The 17,134-nt window shown below is 62.0% G+C and carries 15 protein-coding genes and 1 pseudogene; 9 read left to right on the top strand and 7 right to left on the bottom strand.

Features of this window, described 5'->3' with window-relative positions:
- The first annotated feature begins 31 nt into the window (after positions 1–31).
- The 4 genes and pseudogenes from AC1IN8_RS10755 (at position 32) to AC1IN8_RS10740 (ending at position 4,027) form a co-directional block, all read left to right on the top strand.
- A complete protein-coding gene (locus AC1IN8_RS10755; RefSeq protein ID WP_202047495.1) occupies positions 32–1,177 on the top strand; it encodes a mannitol-1-phosphate 5-dehydrogenase in 1,146 nt (381 codons plus the stop codon).
- 103 nt (positions 1,178–1,280) lie between these two features.
- The gene (locus AC1IN8_RS10750; protein WP_025325560.1) at positions 1,281–1,802 is read left to right on the top strand and encodes an MltR family transcriptional regulator; all 522 of its coding nucleotides are present in this window, start codon (positions 1,281–1,283) and stop codon (positions 1,800–1,802) included.
- A 30-nt stretch (positions 1,803–1,832) separates the two neighbouring features.
- A pseudogene (locus tag AC1IN8_RS10745) lies at positions 1,833–3,714 on the top strand (cation:proton antiporter).
- Between the two features lie 64 nt (positions 3,715–3,778).
- Positions 3,779–4,027: a hypothetical protein gene (locus tag AC1IN8_RS10740; protein WP_139438825.1), complete on the top strand. Its 249-nt coding sequence runs from the start codon at positions 3,779–3,781 to the stop codon at positions 4,025–4,027.
- 39 nt (positions 4,028–4,066) lie between these two features.
- Here AC1IN8_RS10740 and AC1IN8_RS10735 read toward each other — a convergent pair whose 3' ends face one another.
- Together AC1IN8_RS10735 and zntB are read right to left on the bottom strand one after the other, a co-directional pair.
- Positions 4,067–4,585, bottom strand: a complete 519-nt coding sequence (locus tag AC1IN8_RS10735) for a mechanosensitive ion channel domain-containing protein (RefSeq protein ID WP_139438827.1) — start codon at positions 4,583–4,585, stop codon at positions 4,067–4,069.
- Positions 4,586–4,594: 9 nt separating this feature from the next.
- The gene (gene zntB, locus AC1IN8_RS10730) at positions 4,595–5,560 is read right to left on the bottom strand and encodes a zinc transporter ZntB (RefSeq protein WP_479758844.1); all 966 of its coding nucleotides are present in this window, start codon (positions 5,558–5,560) and stop codon (positions 4,595–4,597) included.
- 139 nt (positions 5,561–5,699) lie between these two features.
- Here zntB and AC1IN8_RS10725 point away from each other — a divergent pair, with 139 nt between their 5' ends.
- Entirely contained in the window at positions 5,700–6,152 is a 453-nt protein-coding gene (locus AC1IN8_RS10725) for a YaiI/YqxD family protein (RefSeq protein ID WP_247627326.1), read from the top strand.
- Between the two features lie 528 nt (positions 6,153–6,680).
- Positions 6,681–9,677 carry a beta strand repeat-containing protein gene (locus AC1IN8_RS10720; RefSeq protein WP_479758843.1) on the top strand — a complete coding sequence of 999 codons (2,997 nt, stop codon included), beginning with the start codon at positions 6,681–6,683 and terminating at the stop codon, positions 9,675–9,677.
- 168 nt (positions 9,678–9,845) lie between these two features.
- Here AC1IN8_RS10720 and AC1IN8_RS10715 read toward each other — a convergent pair whose 3' ends face one another.
- The gene (locus tag AC1IN8_RS10715) at positions 9,846–11,051 is read right to left on the bottom strand and encodes a NupC/NupG family nucleoside CNT transporter (protein WP_025325553.1); all 1,206 of its coding nucleotides are present in this window, start codon (positions 11,049–11,051) and stop codon (positions 9,846–9,848) included.
- 530 nt (positions 11,052–11,581) lie between these two features.
- On the opposite strand from AC1IN8_RS10715, the gene dbpA reads away from it, so the two are divergent.
- Positions 11,582–12,961 (top strand): ATP-dependent RNA helicase DbpA, encoded by a 1,380-nt coding sequence (gene dbpA, locus AC1IN8_RS10710; protein ID WP_139439596.1) that lies wholly within the window; start codon positions 11,582–11,584, stop codon positions 12,959–12,961.
- A gap of 90 nt (positions 12,962–13,051) precedes the next feature.
- Positions 13,052–13,342: a YkgJ family cysteine cluster protein gene (locus AC1IN8_RS10705; RefSeq protein WP_041206500.1), complete on the top strand. Its 291-nt coding sequence runs from the start codon at positions 13,052–13,054 to the stop codon at positions 13,340–13,342.
- A 33-nt stretch (positions 13,343–13,375) separates the two neighbouring features.
- On the opposite strand, the gene AC1IN8_RS10700 is transcribed toward AC1IN8_RS10705, so the two are convergent.
- Entirely contained in the window at positions 13,376–13,783 is a 408-nt protein-coding gene (locus AC1IN8_RS10700; RefSeq protein ID WP_479758842.1) for a hypothetical protein, read from the bottom strand.
- A 259-nt stretch (positions 13,784–14,042) separates the two neighbouring features.
- Between AC1IN8_RS10700 and AC1IN8_RS10695 the strand changes: the two genes are divergently transcribed.
- The gene (locus AC1IN8_RS10695; protein WP_247627331.1) at positions 14,043–15,437 is read left to right on the top strand and encodes a PepSY-associated TM helix domain-containing protein; all 1,395 of its coding nucleotides are present in this window, start codon (positions 14,043–14,045) and stop codon (positions 15,435–15,437) included.
- A 77-nt stretch (positions 15,438–15,514) separates the two neighbouring features.
- On the opposite strand, the gene AC1IN8_RS10690 is transcribed toward AC1IN8_RS10695, so the two are convergent.
- The 3 genes from AC1IN8_RS10690 to AC1IN8_RS10680 form a co-directional block, all read right to left on the bottom strand.
- Positions 15,515–15,733: a DUF6500 family protein gene (locus AC1IN8_RS10690; RefSeq protein ID WP_247627332.1), complete on the bottom strand. Its 219-nt coding sequence runs from the start codon at positions 15,731–15,733 to the stop codon at positions 15,515–15,517.
- A gap of 13 nt (positions 15,734–15,746) precedes the next feature.
- Entirely contained in the window at positions 15,747–16,760 is a 1,014-nt protein-coding gene (locus AC1IN8_RS10685) for a CobW family GTP-binding protein (RefSeq protein WP_479758841.1), read from the bottom strand.
- A gap of 121 nt (positions 16,761–16,881) precedes the next feature.
- A complete protein-coding gene (locus AC1IN8_RS10680; RefSeq protein ID WP_025325546.1) occupies positions 16,882–17,079 on the bottom strand; it encodes a YbdD/YjiX family protein in 198 nt (65 codons plus the stop codon).
- Positions 17,080–17,134: the final 55 nt, after the last annotated feature.

Raw genomic sequence — 17,134 nt, 5'->3', positions numbered from 1 at the left:
TTCATCGTCTTTGGTTCAAGAGGTTAATATCATGAAAACATTGCATTTTGGTGCCGGCAACATAGGCCGTGGCTTTATCGGAAAACTGCTGGCGGACGCCAGCCACCAGGTCACCTTCGCCGACGTCAACGAGACCCTGATCGATCAGCTCAACCACCGCCAGGAGTACAAGGTGCACGTGGTAGGCACGGATCAGAAGCTCGACGTGGTGCGCAACGTCGCCGCCGTCAGCTCCGCCGGACACGAGGTGATCGCCCGCATCATCACCGCCGATCTGGTGACCACGGCGGTGGGCCCCAACATACTGGACAAGATCGCCAGCACCCTGGCCAAGGGGCTGCAGGCCCGCTTCGATGCCGGCAACCTGACCCCCCTCAACGTCATCGCCTGCGAGAACATGGTACGCGGCACCAGCCACCTCAAGCAGGAGGTACTCAAGTACCTGCCGGTCGCGTATCATGCCACCCTCGACAACTGCGTGGGCTTCGTCGACTCGGCGGTGGATCGCATAGTGCCCCCGGCCGCGGCCAACGATGATCCCCTGGAGGTGACGGTGGAGAGCTTCAGCGAGTGGATCGTCGACCAGACCCAGTTCAAGGGCGAGCTGCCCCAGGTGGCGGGCATGGAGCCCACCGACAACCTGATGGCCTTCGTCGAGCGCAAGCTGTTCACCCTCAACACCGGCCACATCGTCACCGCCTACCTCGGCAAGCTGAGGGGCTATCGCACCGTGCGCGAGGCGATCGAGGATCCGCTGATCCGCAGCAAGGTGCGCCGCGCCATGGAGGAGAGCGGGGCCGTGCTGGTGAAACGCTACGGCTTCGACCCGCGCCTGCATGCCGCCTACATCGAGAAGATCCTGTCCCGCTTCGCCAACCCCTATCTGGTGGATGAAATCGACCGGGTCGGTCGCCAGCCGCTGCGCAAGCTGGCGGCGGGGGACAGGCTGGTGAAGCCGCTGCTCGGTACCCTGGAGTACGGCCTGCCGAGCGATCACCTGCAGGAGGGCATAGCCGCGGCATTGCACTATCACAACGACGACGATCCCCAGGCGGTGGAGCTGCAGGCCCTGCTGGCAGAATTCGGCCCGGCCAGGACCCTGGCCCGCGTCACCGGCCTGGATGAGAACAGCGATGTGGTGCGCACCATAGTCGCCCGTTACAACAACTTGAAGTGACCCCATGGGGCGCACTCGCCGGCAGCCCGAGCGCGTGCGCCCCATATGATAGAAACCGGGAGAGAGGCACTCTCTCTCCCAGTCAGCCGGACCCTGAGCACCTATGACCACACACCAGGAAGATGATGTACTGGAGCGACTGAACGAGCAGGATGGCCCCCGCGGCTTCTTTCTCGAGGTCGTGACCATCCTGGAAGAGGCGGTCGACTCCCTGATGCGGCGAGCCTTTCGCCAGGAGGAGTATGCCGTCAAATACGCCATCGAGCCCCTGCTCAACCAGAGCGGCCCCCTCGGCCAGCTGGAGGTGCGCCTCAAGCTCATCTTCGCCCTCGGCCTCATCTCCCTCGAGCACTACCAGGATCTCGAGGCCTACCTGAAGATCCGCGATTTTCTGGTGCGCGACCCCAAGGATTATCGCTTCAGCGACAAGCCGATCCGCGACCTGCTAAGCCGCCTGCATGCCATCCATCAGACCAGCATGATGCCGCAGGATCCCCCGGCCAACGAGGAGGACTGGCCCCTCTATCAGATGCAGCTCAACCGGCTCGATCAGATGGTGCGCTCCGCACTGGTGCTGGCGGTGACCGACTGCGTCACCGAACTCCACAAAGAGAGCCCCATCTGATCAGGCCAGCCCGCTGAGGCTACTCCCGGGATCCCGGCCTCCCCGAGGCCGCCTCTACCGGGTGTCAATTTGCCCTCCTTCCCCGCTACACTACTCCCAACCCCATTACCCACCCGAGGTTGGCATGATTGCACTCTCTCTCGCCGGGATCGCCCTGATCTCCCTGCTCGCCCAGTGGCTCGCCTGGTCCGTGCGCGTCCCCGCCATCCTGTTCCTGCTGCTCAGCGGCCTCTTGCTCGGCCCGGTGACGGGCGTACTCGACCCGGACCAGTTGCTGGGGGAGCTGCTGTTTCCGCTGGTGTCGCTCTCGGTCGCCATCATCCTGTTTGAAGGGGCCCTGACCCTGCACCTGACCGAACTCAAGGGGATAGGCAAGGTGGTACGCAACCTCTGCTCCACCGGCATGCTGGCCAGCTTCGCGGTCATAGGCGCCGCCAGCTACTGGCTGCTGGGGCTGGACTGGCGGGTCGCCATGGTGCTCGGTGCCGTGCTGGTGGTCACCGGGCCGACCGTGGTCGCCCCCATGCTCAGCGTCATTCGGCCGGTACGGGAGGTGGACAAGATCCTGCGCTGGGAGGGGATAGTCATCGATCCCATCGGTGCCCTGTTTGCGGTACTGGTGTTCGAGGCGGTGCGCCTCGGCAGCCAGGGGGATCTCATCGATCACACCCTGCTGGCCCTGGCCAAGACGGTGGGGGTCGGCTCCCTCATCGGGATGGCGGCTGGCTGGATCACCACCCTGATCATGCGCAAGGACTGGTTGCCGGTCAGCCTGCACAAGTTCGGGGTGCTGGCCCTGGTGCTGGTCACCTTCACCCTGTCGGACTGGCTCAGCCACGAGTCCGGCCTGCTGGCGGTAACCGTGTTCGGCATCTGGCTCGCCAACCAGGAGGGGCTGGATCTGGAGGAGGTGCTGGCCTTCAAGGAGGATCTCGCGGTCATCCTCATCTCTTCCCTCTTCATCCTGCTGGCGGCCCGCCTCGATCTGGCGCAGCTCTGGCAACTCGGTCCCATGGTGCTGGTGCTGCTCTGCGTGGTGCAGTTCGTGGCCCGCCCGCTCTGCATCCTGGTCTCGACCCTGGGATCGGATCTCCCCTGGCGCGCCCGCGCCCTGCTCGCCTGGATAGCCCCCCGAGGCATAGTGGCGGCGGCGGTCAGCGCCTCCTTCGCCATCAGCATGCACGAGGCCGGCATTGAAGATGCCGACAAGCTGGTGCCCCTGGTGTTTGCCGTCATCATCTTCACAGTGGTGTTGCAGAGCCTGACGGCGACCCCGCTGGCCAGGCTGCTCGGCATGCGCCAGCCCGCTCCCGACACCTGGCTGCTGATCGGCGCCAACTCGGTGGCCCGCGCCATCGGCAGGGCGCTGGCGGATCAGGGCATACCGGTCCATCTCTCCGATCCGGCCTGGGAACATTGCAAGCTGGCCCGCATGAGCGGCCTGCCCTGCTATTTTGGCAACCCCCAGTCGGAGCACGCCGAGCTGCACCTGCCCCTCACCAGCATCCATACGGTGCTGGCGCTTTCCCCCAACCGTCACAACAACGCCCTCGGGGTGCTGCACTTTGCCCACCTGTACGGGGAGGAAAAAGTCCACTCCCTGCGCTCCAGCGAGCAGCACGGCAAGGCGAACCGGGAGAGCGCCACCTTCCGCGCACGCCAGGATCTGTTCGGGTCAGAGATGAATTTTGCCCGCCTGAGCGGCCTGCTGAGCCGGGGCGGCCAGATCAAGGCGACCCGCCTGAGCGACGCCTTTGACTGGACCCAGTATCAGGAGGCCAATCCCGGCGCCATTCCCCTGTTCATCGTCGATGCCAGGGGAAAACCTCGGGTCGTCACAGGCCCGGTGTCACCGCTGGCCGGTGAGCTGCTGATCGCCCTTCAGCCGCCACGGGAGCCCCAGGCGGCTTGATGCGCCTGCGTCCGCCGCGGGCGACTAGACTTGAGGGTGGCGCCATGAGTCACAGGAGGATGTCATGACAGTCAGCGAATTGCGTGCGCTTCACCAGCAGCACAGGTTCAAGGAGGCGGAGATCATGCACGACATCATCTCCCCCGGCTGGATAGTGGAATTTCGGGGGCAGGACGGCCACCTCTACGTGATGACGGACACCCTGGGGTGCCCGATGAGCTTCTCTTCCACCGAGGAGGCTCGCGACCATATCCACTTGGTGGCCGATTGCCCCATCCAGGTCGAGCACCTCTATCGCTTCTTCGAGCGTTGAGACTGATGCCAGCAAAAAGGCTCCCCAGGGAGCCTTTTCTCATTCCGGCTGCAGCGGCTCGGCTTCCTTGCTCTCCAGCCGCCTGACCGGCTTTTGCAGGATCAGGTTGGCCGGGTAGGTCACCAGGTCGCCGTTGTCATCCCGCACCCTCAGGTAGAACAGGCCTATCTCGGTAATGACGCCGGTGACTGAGTCATCCTTGTCGAGGATGCGGATCCGGTCGCCGATCTTGTAGGGGAAGGCGAAGAAGATGGTGATGCTGGCGGTGATGTTGGAGAGGATCGACCACTGGGCCACCATGGCGACCCCGAGCACGGCGAAGAAGGAGGAGGCGAGCACCACCAGCCGGGAGAAGTCGAGCCCCCACACCCCCGCCAGGATCAGCAGGGTGGCGCAGCCGAGCAGGAAGTGGAACACATGCTCCACGTAGAGCACCCGGTTTTCACTCACCTGCCGGCTCTGGCCGAGCGCCATCAGGCTCTTGTGAATGAGGCCGCGGATCAGGGTATGCCCCAGCAACAGCAGCAGGGTCACACCAAAGGATTCCCATGTCGTCATGTGCGCTCCTTACCACCAGCGCCGATATTTGAGCCAGACCGCCAGCCCGGTCGCCAGCGTCAGCAGGGAGCTACTGAAGACCCAGAAGGCGGCAGGACTCTCGGCCCCCGGTATGCCCCCCAGATTGATGCCAAACAGGCCGGTCAGGAAGGTAGCAGGCAGGAACAGCAGTGCCATCACCGACATCTGGTAGGCGCGGCGGTTGGTCGCCTCCGCCATCAGGTTGTTGATCTCGTCCGCCAGCACGGCGGTGCGCGCCACCCCGGCATCGAGATCATCCAGCCAGCGCCGCAACCGATCGGCGATGTCGAGCAGGCGGCGGCGATCGTCCTCGTCCAGCCAGCTGATCTTCTCGTTGGCGAGGCGCGCCACCAGATCCCGTTGGGGGGAGAGATAGCGGCGGATCATGATGAGCTGCTTGCGGATCAACGCCAACCGGCCATTGGCGGGCAAGTCGCGGGTCAGCACCCTCTCCTCCAGTTCCAGGATCTGATCGTGCAGCTCCTCGACAAACTCCCCCGCCCGCTCGGTCAGGGCATCGCAGACTTCCACCAGCCAGTCGGCAGGGGAGTCCGCGCCCCCTCCCAGTTTCAGCTGCTCGAAGACGTCCTTTTCCGACAACAGAGGACGGCGGCGACTACTGATGATGAGATCCGGCGTGATGTAGATGCGCAGCGCAACCATCTCCTCGGGCCTGTGATCCTGGTTGTGGTTGATGCCACGCAGGATCAGCAGCACAGTCTCCCCCATCCGCACCAGCTTGGGCCTGTTGCTCTGGCCGAGCAGGGATTCGCGCGCGGCGTCATTGAGCAAGGGGGTCTGCAACAGCCAGCGGGCCGCCTCCGGATTGCCGTAATCCAGATGCACCCAGCTGGGCTGGGCTGCCGGGATCTCGCTGCCTGTGGCCAGCGGGGCCATGCCCCCCTTGCCATCCAGGGTCAGGCCATAAATTACGTCACTGGGCACCCGATCCATCTCGTCTCCTTCTCGTTCATGCTCAGGCCCCAGCTTACACGAAAGCGGGGGCCGACTCAGCCCCGCACCGGGAAGGGGGCGCCTGTGCTACCATGCCCGCTCTCGTTTCATGCCCGTTTCAACTACAGGAAGCCATGCCATGTCCATCTGGGTCGATGCCGATGCCTGCCCCATTCCGGTCAAGGAGATCCTCTACCGCGCCGCCCACCGCGCCCAGGTTGTCACCACCCTGGTGGCCAATCAGGGGCTGCGGGTTCCCCCCTCTCCCTTCATCAAGACCCAGCAGGTGGAGAAGGGTTTCGATGTGGCGGATCATGTCATTGCCCAGCAGGTTCAGCCCGGCGATCTGGTGATCACCGGCGACATCCCCCTCGCCTCCTGGGTGATAGATGCCGGCGGCGAGGCGCTCAATCCCCGTGGCGAGATCTACACCCGCGAGACCATCCAGGCCCGGCTCGGCATGCGCAATTTCATGGAGGAGCTGCGCTCGGCCGGGGTGCAGACCGGCGGCCCGGCCCCCTTCAACGCCGCCGACAAGCAGCGCTTCGCCAATGCCCTCGACAGATGGCTGCTCAAGGGCAAGCTGACCTGAGTCATCGCAACAGGGCATCATGGCCTGGCTGACGATGAGCCCCTGCCACAGATGGCAGGGGCTCATCGTTTGCCGGCCCATCCTCCCCCTCACCTGGCGCCACGCTTGACCCGCAGACGGCGCCCCACCCACTCCCCGTACCAGCCCCACCTATAAGATTCATTTTTGATATAACTTTTAGTGTCAATCTATTCACAAACTAATATTTTTAATTCTATCGGTATCGATTGAATTATCAATGTCGCTATCCTAGAAATATTAAAACACCACAAATAATAATTTAATCAGTATTGATTTGACCAATTACCACCATGTCAAAAGGATGCCTAAAATACCTACCAAATATTGAGTATGCCTGACCAATAAAAGTAAAACCCAATCATAACAACACCTTTTATGATTTCACTATTCGTTCAACATTGAGGCGGCCATGGCTGCAGGATTCGCTGTTCCCATACAGGAGTACCGGGATGATCTTCACTTCATATTAAGCACAGGAATTGAAGGGGAATATCAATGAGCAAGCCAATGAATGTATTTCTTTCACTGTTTTTCACTCTTTTCTTATTCAGTTGCGGCGGCGGGGGTGGCGGAGGAGAGGATAATCCGACCAATCCGGCGCCCGTCACCAAATCACTGACCCGGATCGACATATCAGCCGACACCGCTGGCAACAAGGCCCGAGCCGAAGCCAACCCCAGCACCCCGCTCGGGATCAGCACTCAATATCTTGCCATCGCGACCTACAGCGACAACAGCACGGCCGACATCACGGAGCAGGCAAGCTGGAGCAGCGCGGATAGCACCATTGCCACCATAGATGAGAAGGGCCTGGTCAAAACACTCAAGGTCAGCAGCACCGGGATCAGTGCCAGCTATCAGGGGGTTACCAGCAATATCTCCACCCTCACCATCACGGATGCCATTGCCACCAAGGTCTCCATCATTCCCCCCACAACCAGGTTGGCCAAGGGGCTGACCCTGCAACTGCAGGCCATTGCCACCCTCTCCGATGATACGACCAGGGATGTGTCGACCCAGGCCAGCTGGCAGAGCAGCAACCCGACCGTGTTGAGTGTCGATGATAAGGGAAAAGCCACCGCCATCGAAGCCGGTGATGCCACTATCACGGCCACGGTACAGGGGGTCACAGGCCAGACCACTGTCTCGGCAGTCGATCTGACCGTCAGCCAGATCCAGATCATCCCGGCCACAGTACAACTGGCCATAGGTACCACGACCAAGCTGACGGCCATCGCGACCTTCGCCGATCAGAGCACTCAGGATGTCTCCTCCCAGGTGGGTTGGTTGAGCAGCAACACCGCCGTCGCCACCGTAGATAGCACGGGTCTGGTGACCGGCGTTGCGGCGGGATCCACTACCCTGTCAGCCAGCCTGCTGGGGGTCACTGCCAGCACCAGCATCCAGGTCAACAACACCAGTGTCAGCGCTCTGCAGGTCATTCCTGCCGTCACGGCCATAGCCCTTGGCACCAAGAGCCAGTTGCAGGCCATCGCCACCTTTGGCGACGGTTCGACTCAGGATGTGTCATCACAGGTCCAGTGGAGCAGCAACGACCCCTCCATCGCCAGTGTCGATAGCCTGGGACTGGTCACGGGGAGCGGCATTGGTCAGGCGACCGTCACCGCCACCCTTGGCGCCATCAGCCGCAGTGCGACCCTGACTGTCACCAATGCCATCGCCACTGCGCTGCAAGTCATACCGCCGACAGCCTCCCTGCCCAAGGGGACCAAGCTGCAGTTCCAGGCCATCGCCACCTTCAGCGACAACTCATCGCAGGACGTAACCAGCCAAGTCAATTGGAACAGCTCGGATATCAGCGTCGCGACCATAGATCTGAACGGTGAAGCCACCGCGTTCAGCGAAGGGGGATCGAGTATCTCGGCCAACTTCTTGGGCGTCACCAGCAATACTGTGCTGCTGGTGGTTACCAATGCCACCGTCAACAGCATCCAGGTCGTCCTGAATGGCGGCAGTGGCAACCTGGCCAAGGGCAGCTCGGTTCAGTTCAAGGCCCAGGCCGTGCTGAGCGATGGCAGCACCCTGGATGTCTCCAGCCAGGCCGCCTGGTTCAGCAGCGATCAAACCAAGGTCACCATCAATGCCCAGGGCCTGGCAACCGGGGTTGCCGTGGGTACCAGCACTATCAGTGCCAGCCTGAACGGTGTCACCAGTGCCGGGACTGTACTGACCGTCACCAATGCCACCGTCAGCCAGATCCAGATCACCCCGCCCAGTCTCACCCTGGCCAAGGGGACCAAGGGCAAGTTAACGGCGATCGCCACCTATAGCGATAACAGCACTCAGGACATTTCGAACCAGGTGGTCTGGAACAGTTCGAACATAGGGGTGGCCACCATCAACCTGTCCGGCGAAGTCAGTGCTGTCAGCAACGGCAGTGCAACCTTGACCGGCAGTGTGGGCGCGGTCACCAGTAACAGCGTCAGTTTGAGCGTGACCAATGCCAGCGTGAATCAGATCGATTTGTCGGCAACGGCATCAACCCTGGCAGCCGGCACCAAGGCTCAATTGACCGCCGTTGCCAGCTACTCCGATGGCAGCAGCCAGAACATTACCCCCCTGGTCTCCTGGAGCAGCAGTGACAGCGACGTCGCCACCGTCAGCACCAGTGGTGAAGTCACTGCAGTGTCCCCGGGGACGGCCGTCATCACCGGCAGCTTCGGCGGGCAAGTCAGCAACTTGACCGTCACAGTCACGGCTGCGACTGTGAGCGCCATCCAAATCAGCACTCCCCTTACCTCACTGGCATTGGGGACCAATGGCCAGTTGAAGGCTCTCGCAACCTACTCTGACGATACCCTGGTTGATGTGACCAGCCAGATCAGCTGGAGCAGCAGCGCCCCGACTCTGGTCAGCGTGGATGCCAATGGCCAGATCAAGGCGCTGGCGGTGGGTTCTGCCGCCATCAGTGGCAGTCTGGGAGGAACTAGCGCCACCATCAATATCGCAGCGACGGCGGCGACCCTGACCGGGCTCACCATAGACCCCATTCCCAGTCTGGCGAGCGGGAATCAGGCGCAACTCAAGGCGACGGCCAGTTTCAGCAACCTGACCAGCCAGGATGTGAGTGCCCTGGTCAACTGGCAGAGTGACAACACAGGAGTCGTGACCGTCTCCGGCACAGGCTTGGCCCAAGGGGTGACCGCAGGAACAGCCAATATCACCGCCAGCTTCCTGACCGGGACAGACAGCAAGCCAATCACCATCACGGCGGCAACCCTCGGCAACCTGACAGCCAGTTGCACCACACAGGTCCAACTGGGAGCACTCGGCCTGCCGATCGCCAACATAGTGACCCGCAAGGCCGTCGCCACCTTCTCCGACGCCAGCACGCTGGATGTCAGCAACAGCGTCATCTGGAGCAAAAATGGCATTGTCATCGGGGTAACCCTGAACAACACCGATATATTGCTGTTGACCCAGTCGGTGACTTACCAGGCCACTCTCAATGGCGTGACCAGCAACACCATCACCTGCCCTTGATACCGGGCATTGAGCCACCAGACAGAGAGGCCGCCAGCATTGGCGGCCTCTTCTTATCTTCTCAACATCCGACAAATCATGATGAGCGGAACCACCTTTCGGCTGACTCACCCAGAAAAACAAACCCCTGCCGAGGCAGGGGTTTGTCGTGGTGATGCCGAGGTGCGATTAGATCATCACACCGGCGATCACGGCGGAGAGCAAGCTCACCAGGGTGGAGCCGTACACCAGCTTCAGACCGAAGCGGGAGACCATGTTGCCCTTCTCTTCGTTCAGCGCCTTCACCGCACCGGCGATGATGCCGATGGAGCTGAAGTTGGCGAACGACACCATGAAGATGGAGAGGATGCCGACGGTGCGGGGCGAGAGATCGGCGGCAATCTTGCCCAGATCCATCATGGCCACGAACTCGTTGGTCACCAGCTTGGTCGCCATGATGGAGCCGGCTTGCAGCGCCTCACCACCGGGGATGCCGAGGATCCAGGCGATGGGGTAGAAGATGTAGCCCATGACGTGCTGGAAGTTGACGCCAAACGCCATCTCGAACAGGTAGTTGACCAGGGCGATCAGGGCGATGAAGCCCACCAGCATGGCAGCCACTATCACGGCAACGGAGAAACCGGCCATGATGTACTCCCCCAGCATCTCGAAGAAGTTCTCCTTCTTCGGGGTATGGTGCTCGTCCCCCTCGGCCAGCGCCTTGGCGTCGGTCACGGTATTGTCAGGCTCGTACGGGTTGATGAGCGACAGCACGATGAAGGTGCTGAACATGTTGAGCACCAGCGCGGCCACCACGTAACGGGGCTCGATCAGCTGCATGTAGGCACCGACGATGGACATGGAGACGGTGGACATGGCCGTCGCCGCCAGGGTGTACATCTGCTTCTCGTTCAGGTGCGGCAAGGTGTTCTTGAGCGCAATGAAGTTCTCGGACTGGCCGACGATCATGGAGCTGATGGCGTTGAAGGACTCCAGCTTGCCCATGCCGTTGATCTTGGCCAGCACGGTGCCGATGCCACGAATGACGATGGGCAGCAGACGGATGTACTGCAGTATGCCGATCAGTACCGAGATGAAGACGATGGGCATCAGCACCATCAGGAAGAAGGAGAAGGCCCCTTCGTTGACCAGGCCACCGAACACGAAGTCGGTCCCCTGCTTGGCAAACTCCATCAGCTTGGTGAAGCCGGCGGCGAAGCCACCCACGACCGCCAGGCCCACTTCGGAGTTCAGCATGAACCAGGCCAGCGCCAGTTCCACCACCAACAGCTGCCCGATATAGCGCAGCTTGATCTGTTTCCAGTTGCGGCGGTTTGCCAGCAACGCCAGCGCGAGGACCATCACGAGTCCAAGCACAAAGTGAACGTATTCCATACCAGTAGCACCCAGTGAATTGTTATTTTTGACCGGCGCCATCATAAAGAATCGTATATTTAAAAATCAGATAGCCATCACAATCTGGCTCAATAATATGTATGCGAGATAATACAAACGTTTTTAAATTAATTAACCATTAACGGTATATTAATCGCCCAGTGAAAAGTAAAAATCTACTTATAAAACATATCGATAGGAATGTAGAAACTGTACGGATAACGCCAATGGATATTCCAGCATCATTCTCGCAACATTCACTCCTCTGCGCGGCACATATTTCAACCCGGAATATTTAATCAGTCGGGACGAAAACGTTTACCTCCGATAAATAATTAGCGAACGACCGCAAACCTTCACCTGCTGCCATCCCGGTCGTACCTCTCTGTCGCCATGGGGACGGATGAAGCCGCCCCGAGGTTGCACGGGCTTAAGCGTTCAAAAATCCGCCACACCCGGCAGCGCTTTCTGATACAATGCGCGCCCTTGCGCACGACGCATCCCCGTTTTCTCCGAAATAGAGTCCTTTTGTGAACAACAGCGAATTTAGCAGCCTCAATCTCTCCCCCGCCCTGCAAGAGAACCTCACCAGCCTGGGTTACCTGCAGATGACCCCGATCCAGGCCCAGAGCCTGCCCCTGGTACTAGAAGGCAAAGACCTGATCGCCAAGGCAAAAACCGGCAGCGGCAAGACAGCCGCCTTCGCCCTCGGCCTGCTCTCACGGCTCAACGTCAACCGTGTCGACGTACAGGCCCTGGTGCTCTGTCCGACCCGCGAGCTGGCGGATCAGGTGGCTCAGGAGATCCGTCGTCTGGCCCGCGCCCTGCCGAACGTCAAGCTGGTGACCCTGTGTGGCGGCACCCCGACCGCACCGCAGTCCGCCACCCTGGGCTTCGGTGCCCACATCGCCGTCGGCACCCCGGGTCGCATTCTCAAGCACCTGGAGCAGGGCACCCTGGAGCTCTCCAGCCTGGAGACCCTGGTGCTGGACGAAGCGGATCGCATGCTGGACATGGGCTTTGGCGAAGACATCAACAAGGTGATCCGCCATGCGCCCGAGCGCCGCCAGACCCTGCTGTTCTCCGCCACTTATCCGGAGGGGATAGCCCAGATGAGCCGCGGCGTGCAGCGCAACCCGGTCGAGGTGAGCGTGGAGTCCCTGCACGAGGGCAGCGCCATCGAACAGAAGCTGTATGAAGTGCCGGCCGGTCAGCGCCTCGACGCCCTCACCTGGCTGCTGAGCCACCATCAGCCGAGCTCCTGCGTGGTGTTCTGCAATACCAAGCGCGCCTGCAACGACGTGGCCGATCACCTGGCCGCCAAGGGCTTCTCGGCCCTGGCGCTGAACGGCGATCTGGAGCAGCGGGAGCGGGATCAGGTGCTGGTACGCTTCGCCAACGGCAGCGCCACCATACTGGTCGCGACCGACGTGGCGGCCCGGGGTCTCGACATCAAGGAGCTGGGTGCCGTCATCAACTACGAGCTGACCTACGACCCTGAAGTGCATGTGCACCGCATCGGCCGTACCGGTCGTGCCGGCCAGCAGGGCCTGGCCCTAAGCCTGTATCAGCCCAACGAAGCCCAGCGCGTCAACCTGATCGAGGAGTACCAGCAGGCCCCCATGCCGCTGGGGGATCTCGATACCCTGGGCCGCGACATCAAGCCGATAGCGCCGCAGATGGTGACCCTCTCCATCGATGCGGGCCGCAAGACCAAGGTGCGGGCCGGTGACATCCTGGGGGCCCTGACCGGCGAAGGTGGCATTGCCGGCAGCGACGTGGGCAAGATCCAGATCTCCGAGCAGTACTCCTACGTGGCGGTCAAGCGCCAGGTGGCGAGCGCCGCCCTCAAGCGGCTGCAGGAAGGCAAGATCAAGGGGCGCAGCTACCGCGCCCGCAAACTGGGCTAAGGTTCTTCACAAGCCGTTGGCCAGACCACAGGCGCCTGACAGGCGCCTGTTTCATATATTTCGATGCCGCCATGCGGCAAGACAGGCACCATGACCCAAGCAATCCAAACCGACGTGAGCTGCCAGAACTGCGAAGCCTGCTGCTGCCGCCTCGAAGTGATGCTCTTTACCGACACAGGCGTGCCGGATCGCTATGTGCTCGATCGGGAAGGGGAGATCCCCGTGATGCGCCGGCTGGAAGATGGCTGGTGCGCCGCCCTCGACCGCAACACCATGATGTGCCGCATCTATGAGGTGCGGCCCCTCATCTGTCGCGAGTTCGAGATGGGCGAACCCGACTGTGTCGACGAGCGGGACAAGTGGTTTATCAAGCTGGAGTGAGGCGGGCAGACAGAACGGCCCCGGGCTACCGGGTCAGCTCACCGGTGTGACGTCGCCGCCGAGCCGCTCCCCCAGCCAGTGGATGGCCGCCGCCTCCTGCTCGAAGTAACACACCGCCCTGAACGGCAGATCGCTGAAGACCTGATCCGCCAGATAGCGCTTGAACCCGCCCACCACCACCACCGCAAGAAAATCGCAGCCATTGGCGGCGCACCAGCCAAACTGACGACGAAAACGCGCCAGCACCTCGGGGCCGGCGGCCTCGAACTCGGTCGCCACCTCGACGATCCCCCAGGGGGCATCGCGCAATCCTGCGATCTGCTGGCTGAACGCAGCCTCATAGGCCATGGCGCCCGCCAGATTGAAGGGGCCGCTCGGGCGGCAAATCAGCACCTGCCCCTGTCGCTGCATCTCGAAATAGCCGTGTGGCTGCAAGTGCACGTCCCCCTCCTCCCCTGATTTTTTCGTCGCGCCGACGCTGCCTGATGTTGCAACAAGGTAAGGATTTATATGCAAAAAGTCCATGGAACCCCGGCCCTCACCGACAGGCATCGACGCCAGATGGCACAATTAAGGCGCGCAGCGAAGTGAAGGCGGAGCCAGCATGTTCTGTTGCAGTTAATAAAACGTTGCTGCTATCATCCGCGCCAACCAAACATTCCACCAACTGCAACCTTTAGCCTTGGCGCAAGGATCAAAGATGAAGAATCAAGACGCGAGTTATTACCAAAGGATCTGGCGCTGGCATTTCTATGCCGGTCTCTTCGTCGCCCCCTTTCTGATCCTGCTCTCCCTCACGGGCATCGTGTACCTGTACAAGCCTCAGCTCGACAACCTGCTCTACCCCGAGCTGATGAAGGTGGCCCCCGCCACCCAGACCCTGAGTGCCGACCAGCTGCTGGCCAAGGCGAAGATCGCCATGCCCGATGCCAGCCTGCGCAAATACCTGCCCCCCGTGGCCACGGATGCGAGCGCCCAGATCATCGTCAATCAGGGCGAGCGCGAGCTGACCCTCTTCATGGATCCCGCCAGCGGCGCCCTGCTCGGCACCATGGACAACAAGTGGAACCTGCAGGCGGTGGCCCGTGCCCTGCATGCGGAGCTGCTGCTCGGCACCACAGGGGATCGCCTGATCGAGCTGGCCGCCGGCTGGGGAATCGTGCTGCTCGTCAGCGGACTCTACCTGTGGTGGCCGCGCAAGGGACCCGGCGTAGGGGGCATCCTCTGGCCCAGAATGAACCAGCGCGGACGCCTCTGGTGGCGCGATCTGCACGCCGTGGTCGGCTTCTGGGGGGCGGGTTTCCTGCTGCTGTTGCTGCTCAGCGGCATGACCTGGACCGGCTTCTGGGGCGATCAGTTCGCCAACGTCTGGAACCGTTTCCCGGCCGCCATGTGGAACGAGGTGCCGAAATCCGCTCCTCTCGCCCGCACCCTCAACCATGCCCATGAACAGACTGTGCCCTGGGCGGTCGAGAACACCCCCATGCCGAGCTCGCAGCCAGCGCCGGAAAGCCATGATCACAGCGCCATGAACCATGGCGGGGAACACGACGGCATGGTCATGGCCAGCCACCGTATCCCCCTGCAACGGGTAGTGGAGATCGCCACTGAGCGCGGGGTTCACCCGGGTTACAGCATCACGCCGCCGGTCGGTGACACAGGCGTCTATACCATAGCCCTGTTCGCCGATGATCCGCGCAACGACGCCACCCTGCACATCGATCAGTACAGCGGCAAGGTGCTGGCCGACGTGCGCTGGCAGGATTACGGCCCAGTCGCCAAGACGGTGGAAACCGGCGTCATGCTGCACATGGGCAAGATCTACGGCTGGCCCCACCAGCTCGTCATGCTGATCATCTGCCTGATGGTGCTGGCAAGCTCGGTGAGCGGGCTCTGGATCTGGTGGAGCCGCCGCCCCCAGGGCAGGCTCGCGGCCCCGCCCCTGCCCGCCAAGTTGCCCCCCATGGGCGGCGCCATCGCGGTGCTGGTGCTGCTCGGGATCTGCTTCCCCCTGGTGGGCGCCTCCATGCTGGCCATCTGGCTGCTGGACTGCCTCTTCTTCTCCCGCCGGACGGCCGTGGCGCCCGCCAGCTGAGGCCACTCGGCGGCGATAGCCGCAAACCATAGACAAGAAGGGCTCCTCATCAGGAGCCCTTCTTGTTTCATCTCGCCCTATTTCATGGCCTCGACCAGCGCGAGGATCTTGCGCGCCTTCTCGAAGTGGTCGAGTCTCTGGGTCTGGATCCACCAGGTCGCCGCCTCCATCAGCAGCTCGGGGTCGTCGTTCCTGTTGGCGAAGAAGGCATAGAAGGAGACGCCCACCCCCTCCCCCTTCTGACCAATCTTCTGCTGGCAGACCTGGATTATTTTCTGTTTAAGTGATTCACGCATCTGTTATTTTTCCTCAGGCCCGGGTCAGGGCGAACCCCTCTTCCAGGGCCTCAAGGGGCAGGTAGCGACCGATCACCACCAGCCGCGAGCAGGGCACCTCGTCCCCCCAGGGGGAGCCGTAATCGAACCCCGCCACCCTGTGCACCCCCTGCACTATCAGGCGGCGCGGCTCCCCGGCGATGGCCAGCACCCCCTTGTAGCGCAACATGTCGTTGCCATGCTGCTCTATGCACTGCTCCATGAAGGCCCCTATCTTCTTCAAGTCCAGCTCGCCCCCCTCGAACAGGTGGGCCGAGATGACATCCTGCCAGGAGCGGGGCCGAGACGAGAGGGGGGCAAACGCCTCGACGCCCTGACCGCCCCCACGCACTATCTTGATGCCTGGGCTGAAGCTCAGCTCGTCGCTCAGGGAGAAGGCATCCAGATCGAGCCAGAGCCCGGCCGGGCACTCCCCTCGCACTATGTCGATGATCTGCGCCTTGGGGTTGATGCCCTGGACTCGCGCTATGGCCGCCTCCCGGGTCGCTCCGTCCACCCTGTCCGTCTTGGTGATCAGGATGCGGTCGGCAAAGCCGAGCTGGGCCGCCGCCACCGGATGTTCATCCAGCTGACGACCTAGGTGTTCACAGTCGGCCAGGGTGATGACGGCATCGAGGCGCAGGGCATCCCGCAGCGCCTCTTCCACGAAGAAGGTCTGGATGATGGGGGCCGGATCGGCAAGCCCCGTGGTCTCGACGATCAGCCGTTCGAAGTTGAGTTCCCCCGCCGCCCGCCGGGCCAGCAGATCGCTCAAGGCGGCCCGAAATTCCCCCCGCACGCTGCAGCAGACGCAGCCGTTGCTGAGCTCCACCACACTGACCCTGTCACTCCCCTGCAGCAGGGAGCCGTCGATATTGGCGGCGCCGAACTCGTTCTCGAGAATGGCCACGGAGGCATCGGCGTGATGGCGCAGGAAGTGGTTGAGCAAGGTGGTCTTGCCGGCGCCGAGAAAACCGGTCAGCAGAGTAACCGCTACAGCCTGTGTCATGTTGGAAATCCTGTGAGATGGGGATCGTAGATCTAGCTGGAACCGAGAAAACCGTTCAATAAAGGGTGATCGCCACAGCTTGCGTCATGTTGGGAGTCCTGTGATGGGAAGTCGCAGGGAGTCAGCAGCAACGTCCGCCATTCTTGCCACCGTAACGGGCATCCTGGCGTTCGCGAAAGAACTCGTCGTGGCTCATGGGGGTCTGCTCCGGGTGGGTCAGCCGCATGTGCTGCACATAGTTGTCGTAGTCGGGCACGCCGACCATCAGCCTGGCGGTCTGTCCCAGATACTTGCCCGCCTTGGCCAGGGTATCAAACATGCTTGCTCCTTGTTCGCCGTCGAGGAGAGGCCGGCCCCACGGGGTGCCGGCCTGC

It is taken from the genome of Aeromonas sp. 130281, assembly GCF_056642115.1.
The sequence above is the reverse complement of the archived record's forward strand: the minus strand, read 5'-3'. Positions and strand labels throughout refer to the sequence as shown.

Bases quoted from the DNA above. Each gene is read 5' to 3' on its own strand.
- AC1IN8_RS10755 (WP_202047495.1), top strand. From the start codon at position 32: ATGAAAACATTGCATTTTGGTGCCGGCAACATAGGCCGTGGCTTTATC.
- AC1IN8_RS10750 (WP_025325560.1), top strand. From the start codon at position 1,281: ATGACCACACACCAGGAAGATGATGTACTGGAGCGACTGAACGAGCAG.
- AC1IN8_RS10740 (WP_139438825.1), top strand. From the start codon at position 3,779: ATGACAGTCAGCGAATTGCGTGCGCTTCACCAGCAGCACAGGTTCAAG.
- AC1IN8_RS10735 (WP_139438827.1), bottom strand. From the start codon at position 4,585: ATGACGACATGGGAATCCTTTGGTGTGACCCTGCTGCTGTTGCTGGGG.
- zntB (WP_479758844.1), bottom strand. From the start codon at position 5,560: ATGGATCGGGTGCCCAGTGACGTAATTTATGGCCTGACCCTGGATGGC.
- AC1IN8_RS10725 (WP_247627326.1), top strand. From the start codon at position 5,700: ATGTCCATCTGGGTCGATGCCGATGCCTGCCCCATTCCGGTCAAGGAG.
- AC1IN8_RS10720 (WP_479758843.1), top strand. From the start codon at position 6,681: ATGAATGTATTTCTTTCACTGTTTTTCACTCTTTTCTTATTCAGTTGC.
- AC1IN8_RS10715 (WP_025325553.1), bottom strand. From the start codon at position 11,051: ATGGAATACGTTCACTTTGTGCTTGGACTCGTGATGGTCCTCGCGCTG.
- AC1IN8_RS10705 (WP_041206500.1), top strand. From the start codon at position 13,052: ATGACCCAAGCAATCCAAACCGACGTGAGCTGCCAGAACTGCGAAGCC.
- AC1IN8_RS10695 (WP_247627331.1), top strand. From the start codon at position 14,043: ATGAAGAATCAAGACGCGAGTTATTACCAAAGGATCTGGCGCTGGCAT.
- AC1IN8_RS10690 (WP_247627332.1), bottom strand. From the start codon at position 15,733: ATGCGTGAATCACTTAAACAGAAAATAATCCAGGTCTGCCAGCAGAAG.
- AC1IN8_RS10685 (WP_479758841.1), bottom strand. From the start codon at position 16,760: ATGACACAGGCTGTAGCGGTTACTCTGCTGACCGGTTTTCTCGGCGCC.
- AC1IN8_RS10680 (WP_025325546.1), bottom strand. From the start codon at position 17,079: ATGTTTGATACCCTGGCCAAGGCGGGCAAGTATCTGGGACAGACCGCC.